This window comes from Variovorax sp. FW305-3-2-15-B-LB1 (assembly GCF_058787635.1).
The window spans coordinates 100,134-108,219 of sequence record NZ_JBYSZY010000018.1 but is presented as its reverse complement, the minus strand read 5'-3'; the positions used below and the strand labels follow the sequence as shown (position 1 = coordinate 108,219).

9 protein-coding genes are annotated in these 8,086 nt (G+C 67.5%); 2 read left to right on the top strand and 7 right to left on the bottom strand.

The window, feature by feature from the left end:
- Positions 1-533: 533 nt before the first annotated feature.
- Positions 534-1,079 carry an isopentenyl-diphosphate Delta-isomerase gene (idi, locus tag AC3WQR_RS14115; RefSeq protein ID WP_492742440.1) on the top strand — a complete coding sequence of 182 codons (546 nt, stop codon included), beginning with the start codon at positions 534-536 and terminating at the stop codon, positions 1,077-1,079.
- A 398-nt stretch (positions 1,080-1,477) separates the two neighbouring features.
- Positions 1,478-1,798, top strand: a complete 321-nt coding sequence (locus AC3WQR_RS14110) for a LysR family transcriptional regulator (protein ID WP_159275929.1) — start codon at positions 1,478-1,480, stop codon at positions 1,796-1,798.
- Positions 1,799-1,836: 38 nt separating this feature from the next.
- Here the strand turns inward: AC3WQR_RS14110 and AC3WQR_RS14105 are convergent, their stop codons facing one another.
- From AC3WQR_RS14105 to AC3WQR_RS14075, 7 genes are all read right to left on the bottom strand, one after another.
- Positions 1,837-2,622: an amino acid ABC transporter ATP-binding protein gene (locus AC3WQR_RS14105; RefSeq protein ID WP_369629633.1), complete on the bottom strand. Its 786-nt coding sequence runs from the start codon at positions 2,620-2,622 to the stop codon at positions 1,837-1,839.
- The gene (locus AC3WQR_RS14100) at positions 2,606-3,259 is read right to left on the bottom strand and encodes an amino acid ABC transporter permease (protein WP_095746234.1); all 654 of its coding nucleotides are present in this window, start codon (positions 3,257-3,259) and stop codon (positions 2,606-2,608) included. Before AC3WQR_RS14100 ends, AC3WQR_RS14105 begins: the two co-directional genes overlap by 17 nt.
- Positions 3,260-3,277: 18 nt before the next feature.
- Positions 3,278-3,940, bottom strand: coding sequence for an amino acid ABC transporter permease (locus tag AC3WQR_RS14095; protein WP_062475944.1), 663 nt, complete (start codon positions 3,938-3,940; stop codon positions 3,278-3,280).
- 15 nt (positions 3,941-3,955) lie between these two features.
- The gene (locus AC3WQR_RS14090; protein WP_390342434.1) at positions 3,956-4,753 is read right to left on the bottom strand and encodes a transporter substrate-binding domain-containing protein; all 798 of its coding nucleotides are present in this window, start codon (positions 4,751-4,753) and stop codon (positions 3,956-3,958) included.
- The gene (locus AC3WQR_RS14085; protein ID WP_159275933.1) at positions 4,750-5,508 is read right to left on the bottom strand and encodes a GntR family transcriptional regulator; all 759 of its coding nucleotides are present in this window, start codon (positions 5,506-5,508) and stop codon (positions 4,750-4,752) included. The genes AC3WQR_RS14090 and AC3WQR_RS14085 overlap by 4 nt, the downstream gene beginning before the upstream one ends.
- An 88-nt stretch (positions 5,509-5,596) precedes the next feature.
- Entirely contained in the window at positions 5,597-6,934 is a 1,338-nt protein-coding gene (locus AC3WQR_RS14080; protein WP_492742439.1) for an MFS transporter, read from the bottom strand.
- Between the two features lie 46 nt (positions 6,935-6,980).
- Positions 6,981-8,054 (bottom strand): MBL fold metallo-hydrolase, encoded by a 1,074-nt coding sequence (locus AC3WQR_RS14075; RefSeq protein ID WP_492742438.1) that lies wholly within the window; start codon positions 8,052-8,054, stop codon positions 6,981-6,983.
- Positions 8,055-8,086: the final 32 nt, after the last annotated feature.

The window sequence follows — 8,086 nt, the reverse complement described above, 5'->3', positions numbered from 1 at the left end:
GTGTCATTCGGTCTCCTGCGGGTGGGGGAACAAACCTCGGGAGACGGACAAGAAAAACCCGCCTCCTGGGGCGGGTTGCATGGCGTGGTTTCGAACCGTGCGCTAGCTCACCCGCTCTCGCGAGAGCGGGCGAATGATCGATGCGGTGCGAAGGCGGGCCATGGAGGGCGAGGTTAACCCGGTCCGGGGCGTGCGGGAAAGCGGCGGCGATCACGCGTTGCCGATGGCGCGCTGTTGACCGGGCCGCGAGGGGCGAACCAGGAACCACGGTTCGAAATGCGCAAGAAATACCTGTGGGGCGATTTGGGCTCATTTGTTAATCGGATTCGATATTTTTGTTATCTATGTAATTATTTGTGTTTATTCCATTTTTTATATTCTTCTTCGATGTAATAAGTTCGAACTAATTTGAATTTCTTATTGCAGCCTGGCAAAAAATACGTGCTAAAGAAGTGAACCGGTTCTTTCGAAGCCGCCAGGCCACGGAAATCGCAGGGCCGCGAGGCTCCGGGCCCTCACTTCTGGAACAGCTCATGGACGAATTCCTGATCGCCGTCGACGCCGAAGACCGGCCGCTGCACGCGGTCGAGAAGATGAGTGCCCACCGCGAGGGCATCCTGCACCGGGCGTTCTCGATCTTCCTGTTCGACACGCAGGGCCGCGTGCTGCTGCAGCAGCGCGCGCTGGGCAAGTACCACTCGCCCGGCCTGTGGAGCAACAGCTGCTGCGGGCATCCGCGCCCCGGCGAGGACACCGGCGCGGCCGCCCTGCGGCGGCTGCACGAAGAGCTGGGCCTGCGGTGCGCACTGCAGCCGGTGACGGCCTTTCTCTACCGGGAGGCGGTGTCCGCGGAGCTGGTCGAGCACGAGTACGACCACGTGTTCGTCGGCATCGCGCACGACCTGCCGCAACCCGACCCCGGCGAGGTGCGCGCGTGGCGATGGCTGGCCTTGCCCGACCTGCACCGCGAACTGGCACGGGCCCCGGCGCACTTCACCATCTGGCTGCACCGCATCGCCGAGCGCTTCGGGCCGGAAGGCCTGGGGGCCTGGCGGGAGCGCGCATTGACGGCGCATTGACGCGCGGCCCCGGTCAGGCCCGCAAGGCCCACCGATTCCCGTGGCTTTCGGTCGAATTGCGCCTACCACCAAAGTTCTACATCAAAAAATTTCTCTTTAACAGGAACTGCAATTGCACTAAATTCTCAATTCACTCCCGGCGATGCCTTACAAGCTTGGGAGTCGGTTAATTCAAGGATTTGATGAGAAGGAATCACCTCTGTTGAATTGGATTGGATCCATGGTTTGCGTCCGTGGTCATGGGAATTCACGCAATTAGAATTCCCCGTTGCGTGGCCTTCTCGCCATTCGATGCGATTGAATTGCTTTGAAAGAAGGCAGACATGAAGCAGAAGAGCGAACAGGCCGCGGTGTACCCCTGCACGTCCACGACAGCCCCCGGCTGAAAGGTGGCTGCGGTGTTGCGCATCACCTTCCGGCAACTGGAGGCCTTTCACTGGGCCGCGACATTGGGCTCCGTCAACGCGGCGGCCCGCCACCTCTTTGTCAGCCAACCGGCCATCACGGCCCGCGTGAGGGAGCTCGAAGGCATCCTCGGGCACGCGCTGTTCGCGCGCAGCCAGCAGGGCGTGCAGCTGACCGCGGCCGGTGACGAACTCTTCCAGCAGGTGCAGCAGCTGCTGAAGGCAGGCGAAGAGGTCGAGCGCCGCGGCGGACGGCTGGTGCCGCCGCTGGCCGCGGGGCTGCGGCTGGGCATCGACGAATCGCAGCACCTGTAGCGGCGGCCGCTGCTGCCGCTGCCACGCGCGCGGTCAGGTCAGTCGTGCAGCGACGACAGGAACTGCTTCAGCTCCGGCGTCTGCGGCGCGCCGAACAGTTCCGCCGGCGGACCCATCTCGTGCACGCGGCCCTGATGCATGAAGATCACCCGGTCGCTGACCTTGCGCGCAAAGCTCATCTCGTGCGTGACCATCAGCAGCGTCATGCCCTCGTCGGCCAGCGACTCCACCACGCGCAGCACCTCGCCCACCAGCTCGGGGTCGAGCGCCGAGGTGATCTCGTCGCACAGCAGCACGGCCGGTTCCATCGCGAGCGCGCGGGCGATGGCCACGCGCTGCTGCTGGCCGCCCGACAGCTGCTCGGGCATCGCATCGAACTTCTCGGCCAGGCCCACGCGCTCGAGCAGCTTGCGCGCCTGCGAGGCGGCTTCCATCGACGAACGCTTCTTCACCAGCGTGGGCGCGAGCATCACGTTCTTGCCGACCGTGAGGTGCGGGAACAGGTTGAAGCCCTGGAAGATCATGCCCACGCGCTGGCGTAGCGTGCGCATGGCCATCGCGCTCTCATGCAAGAGCGGCTTGCCGTCGACCGTGAGCGCACCCTCCTGGAACACCTCGAGCCCGTTGATGCAACGCAGGAGCGTGCTCTTGCCCGAGCCGCTCTTGCCGATGATGGCGATCACCTCGCCGCGCTTCACGTCCAGGTCGATGCCCTTGAGCACCTCGTTCGTGCCGTAGGACTTGCGCAGCGCCGTGATGCGCACGATGGGCGCGGCGAACGGTGCGGCTTCGGGTTGTGGTGTTGGTTCAAGCACGGCGGCCATGGGTCTTCCTCTCGAGGGTCTTGGCGTACAGGCTCACGGGGAAGCACAGCACGAAGTAAAGCAGGGCGACGCAGCTGAACACCACGAAGGGCTGGAAGGTGGCGTTCGAGATCATGCTGCCGGCCTTGGTGAGTTCGACAAAGCCGATCACCGACGCCAGCGCCGTGCCCTTGATCACCTGCACCAGGAAACCGACCGTGGGCGCGATGGCGATCTTCACGGCCTGCGGCAGGATCACGTGGCGCATCTGCTCGCCGAAGCTCAGCGCCAGGCTGCCCGAGGCCTCCCACTGACCCTTGGGGATCGAGGCCACGCAGCCGCGCCAGATCTCGGTGAGAAAGGCGCTGGTGTACAGCGTGAGCGCCACGCTCGCGGCCGTCCACGCCGACACGTCGATGCCGAACAGCGCGATGCCGAAGTAGGCGAGAAACAGCTGCATCAGCAGCGGCGTGCCCTGGAACAGCTGCACGTACAGCCCGACCGCCCGCTGCGCCGCCTTGCCGCCGCGCAGCCGCGCGAACAGCAGCAGCGCGCCCACGATCCCGCCGCCGACGAAGGCGATGAGCGAGAGCACGACGGTCCAGCGCAGCGCCATCAGCAGGTTGCGCAGGATGTCCCACAAAGAAAAATCGACCATGGTGCAAGGGCCTCGCGTTCAGCGGCCGAAGAAGAAGCGCGGCCCCGCCCACTGGAGCAGGCGGCGCAGCGCCACGGCCAGCGCCAGGTAGATGAGCGTGGCGACGATGAAGGATTCGAAGGCGCGGAAGTTGCGGCTCTGGATCAGGTTGGCCGCATAGCTCAGCTCCTCGGTCGAGATCTGCCCGCACACCGCCGAGCCCAGCATCACGATGACGATCTGGCTCACCATCGCGGGCCACACCTTCTTGAGCGCCGGCGGCAGCACCACGCGCAGGAACACCTGCGCCTTGCTGAGCGCCAGGCTCACGGCCGCCTCGATCTGCCCCTTGGGCGTGGCCTCGATGCCGGCGCGGATGATCTCGGTCGAATACGCGCCCAGGTTCATCACCATCGCGATCACCGACGCCACCTCGGGCGAGAGCTTCACGCCCGCGGCCGGCAGCCCGAAGAAGATGAAGAACAGCTGCACGATGAAGGGCGTGTTGCGGATCAGCTCCACGTACGCGCCCACGAGCGCGCGCAGCCACGCCGGCCCGCCCGAGCGGGCCCACGCGCACAGCGTGCCCACGGCCAGCCCGAGCACGGTGCCCACGGCCGTGAGGCCCAGCGTCCATGCCACGCCGCGCAGCAGCAGCGGCCACTCGGCGAGCACTGCGCCGAAGTCGAATTCAATGCCCATGGCCGCGCCCTTCGATCAGACCGGCAGGTCGCCGGCGGCCTTGCCGAGCCACTTCTTGGACATCGCATCGAGCGTGCCGTCCTTCTTGGCGGCGGCAATGATCTCGTTGACCCGCGCCTTCAATGCGGTCTCGCCCTTCGCGATGCCGATGAAGCAGGGGCTGTCTTTCAGCAGCAGCTTGTACTCGGCGCTCACCTTCGGGTTCTTCGCGAGCATGTCGCCGGCCACCGCCGCGCTGGTGGCGAGGGTCTGCGTCTGGCCGGCCACGAAGGCGGCGATCGTCGCGTTGTTGTCCTCGAAGCGGCGGTAGTCGACGTTCGGCGGCGCCACCTTGTTCAGTTCCTGGTCTTCCATGGCGCCGCGCGTCACGGCGACGGTCTTGCCGGCCATGTCGGCGAAGCTGGTGAGCTTCATGCTCTTGGCCGCATACACGGCCTGGAAGAAGGGCGCGTAGGCCGCGCTGAAGTCGATCACCTTCTCGCGCTCGACGTTCTTGCCGAGCGTGGAGATCACGAGGTCGGCCTTGCGCGTCTGCAGGTAGGGGATGCGGTTGGCGCTGGTCACCGGCACCAGCTCGACCTTCACGCCGAGCTTGGCGGCGACGAGCTGCGCCATCTCCACGTCCAGGCCCTGCGGCTGCATGTTGCGGTCGACCGAGCCGTACGGCGGGTAGTCGGTGGGCACGGCGATCTTGATGGTCTTGGCCTTGAGCACGTTGTCGAGCGCGTTCTGTGCATGGGCGGCGCCGGTGGCGGCCAGCAGGGCGACGCTGGCCAGCGCGAGGGCGAGGCGGCGGGTGGCGAAAGAGGTCATAGCAGGGCTCCTAGGTAGGTCGATGAATCGGTGGTAGCGTCGTCGGCGGGCGCGGCCTTGCGGCGGCGCTTCGGCGCGGGGGTGTTGTTCAGCGGTGCCAGCGCATCGCGCAGCTGCGCGAGCGGGTCGGCGGGCGCCTGCACGCGCAGCGCCGACTGCACCGTGCCGATGTGTTCGGCCATCAGCGCCTCGGCGGCGGCGTGGTCGCCGCGCTCCAGCGCCGCGACGATCTGCACATGGTCTTCGCACGACTGCACGGCGTCGTGCGTGCTCTGGTAGAGCATGGCGATCAGCGTGGTGCGCGCGGTGAAGTCGCGCAGCGTGTCGGCCAGCAGCGTGTTGCCCAGGCACTCGGCCAGGCACACATGGAAGTCGCCCAGCAGGAAGCTGCGGTGGCCGACGTCGCTCTCTTTCAGTGCGGCCTTTTCACGCTGCAGGTGCGCCTTCAGCTGGCGCAGGGCGGCCTTGTCGATCTTGTCGGTACTGCGGATGAGCCCGAGCTCGATCACGCGCCGCGCCTCGAAGGCCTCGCGCGCCTCGTCCTGCGAGGGCTCGATGACGAACCAGCCGCGCCGCGCGCTCACCGTGACGATGCCGCGCGCGGCCAGCCGCGTGAGCGCCTCGCGCACGATGGTGCGGCTGCAGTCGAACAGCATCGCCAGCGGCTGCTCGCCCAGGCGCGCGCCGGGCGCGAGCTTCTGCGCCATCACCGCTTCGACGATGCGTGCACTGATTTCGGATGCGGAGATGGCCATATGCCTGCATATCAGCAGCTTCCGTGCCAACTGGTATGCAAGCCGTGTGCACCGAAATGGGCCGGCCGCGGTGCGCCGGCGGTGCGCGTTACCGTTTGCCGAGCGCGCTGCGGGGCAGGGCCAGCAGCATGAGCAGCGCCGACAGCACCAGCGCGCCGCTCAGCACATACAGGCTGGCCGTGAAGCCGCCCGTGAGCGTCTTGAGCGCGCCCACCATCATCGGCGCCACCAGCCCCGCGCTGCCGCCGATGGTGCTGATGAGCGCAATGCCCGCCGCCGCCGCGCTCTTGGACATGAAGCTGCCGGGAATCGCCCACAGCACGGTGAAGGCGCTCGAGATGCCCATCGACGCCAGCGCCAGGCACAGCACGGCGGCCACGGGGCTGTGCATGAAGAGCGTGGTCAGCGCCAGCCCGGCCGCGCCCGCGAGCGCGCCCAGCGCGAAGTGCCAGCGGCGCTCCTGGTGCCGGTCGGAGTGGCGCCCCACGACGATGTTGGCCGCGATGCCGGCCACGGCGGGAATCACCGAATAGAAGCCGATCTGCAGCACGCTGAGCCCCATCGACTTCAGGATCGTCGGCTGCCAGAACGACAGCGCATAGATGCCCAGGATGATCAGGAAGGACATGAAGCCGATCAGCCACACGCGCCCGTCGCGCATCGCCGCGCCGAAGGTGTGGCGCCCGGCGGCGCCGTGCGCGGCCTGGTCCTCGGCCAGCAGGTGCGCCACGCGCTGCTTCTCGGCCGCCGAGAGCCAGGGCGCCTGCGCCGGGCTGTTCGACAGCGTGCGAAAGGCGATCACGCCCAGCAGCACGCTCGGCAGCCCCTCGAGCAGGAAGAGCCACTGCCAGCCGCGCAGCGCGAGCACGCCGTCCAGGTAGGTCATCGTGAGCCCGGCGATAGGCCCCGCGACGATGGGCGCCGCGCCGAAGGCCATGAAGAACAGCGCGGTCGCCTGCGCGCGGCGGCGCGAGGGAAACCACAGCGTCAGGTAGAACAGCACGCCCGGCGCAAAGCCGGCCTCGAACACGCCGATGAGAAAGCGCAGCACGTAGAACTGCGTGGGCGTGGTGGCGAACATCATCGCCGCCGAGGCCAGGCCCCACAGGCCCATGATGCGCAGCAGCGTGGCGCGCACGCCGATCTTCGCGAGCATCAGGTTGCTCGGAATCTCGAACACCGCGTAGCCGAGAAAGAAGATGCCGGCGCCCAGGCCGAACACCGCGTCGCTGAAGCCCAGCTGGTCCTTCATCTGCAGCTGCGCGTAGCCGACGTTGGTGCGGTCCAGGTAGTTCAGCACGTAGCAGGCGCACAGCAGCGGCATCAGCCGCCAGGTGATCTTGCGAAAGAGCGCGGCGTCGTCGCGCGCATCGGCCGAGACCGGTGCGTGCGCGCCAGCGGCGGCATCGAGGGTGGCGGTGTTCATCGGTGTGTCTCCTTTTCTTGTTGGCCGTGGTGCGTGGGCCGGCGGGTCAGGCCCGCACGAGCGCGCCGAAGCTGGTTTCGCCCCACAGGTGGCTCGTGGGCGCGCCGGGAAACAGCCAGTGCGGCGAGCACTCGGCCGACGGCACCACGTTGCTGAACCCGTGCAGCGCCGAGGTGCCCGCGAGCGTCTTCTCGAGCACCATCGACAGGTACTGGTCGTTGCTGCTTTCCTGCGTGTTGCCGTTGAGGATCACCTCGGCGCCCGTGGCCTGCGCATAGCGGCGGATGCCGTTGTGGCGCGACTGCAGCGGCGCCCAGCTGTCGGCCGACACGCCGTTCTCGCTGCTCACGCGCAGGCCGTCGCCCGTGCGGTACACCAGCGAGTGGTTGCCTTCGGTGTGCCCCGGCGTGTGCACCAGCGCGACGCCGGGGCCGAGCTGCAGGCTGCCGTCGAAGGCGACGATGCGCTCGGTCGGCACCCCGTCCAGGCCGTGAGGGCAGTACCACTCGGCCTGCACCGGCAGCAGGCCCTGCACGTTCGCGAGCTCCTGGCGGTGCACCAGCAGCTTCGCGTTCGAGAGCAGGCCCGGTGTGCCCTCGCTGCCGAGCCAGCGGCGCACGTCCTGTGTGTGCAGGTGGTCGTAGGTGATGTGGTCGATCTGTTCGGGCGCCACGCCGCAGCTGGCGAGCGCCTGCAGCACGGTCTGGTAGACCGGCGCGATGGCCTTGTGCAGGAACTTGGGCGTCTGGTCGCTCAGGCGCTTGAAGTAGGGCGTCTCGTTGCCGGCTTCGAAGTCGGCCGGCGTGAAGAGCAGCGTGCGCAGCCGGCCTTCGAAGTCGTCGTACTGGACGAGCACGGTGCGCGCCAGCAGGTGCACCATGTGCGGCTTGAGCAGCTGCTGCGAGTACACGCCGGTGAAGGCGAACCACGCGGGGTACGGAATGCGCAGCAGGTTGAAGCTGCGCGCGAAGTGCACGGGCGGCGCATCGAGCAGCCGCTCGCGCAGGGCTTCGGCGCCGCGGCGGATGGCGCGCAGGCGGTCTTGCGGCATGGCAGCGTGGCGCGTGCCGTCGAGCTCGGTGATCTGCGCGAAGCCGGTGGGGTCGGGGTCTCGGGTCATGGTCGTCTCCTGTGTCTGGATGCGTGGGTTGC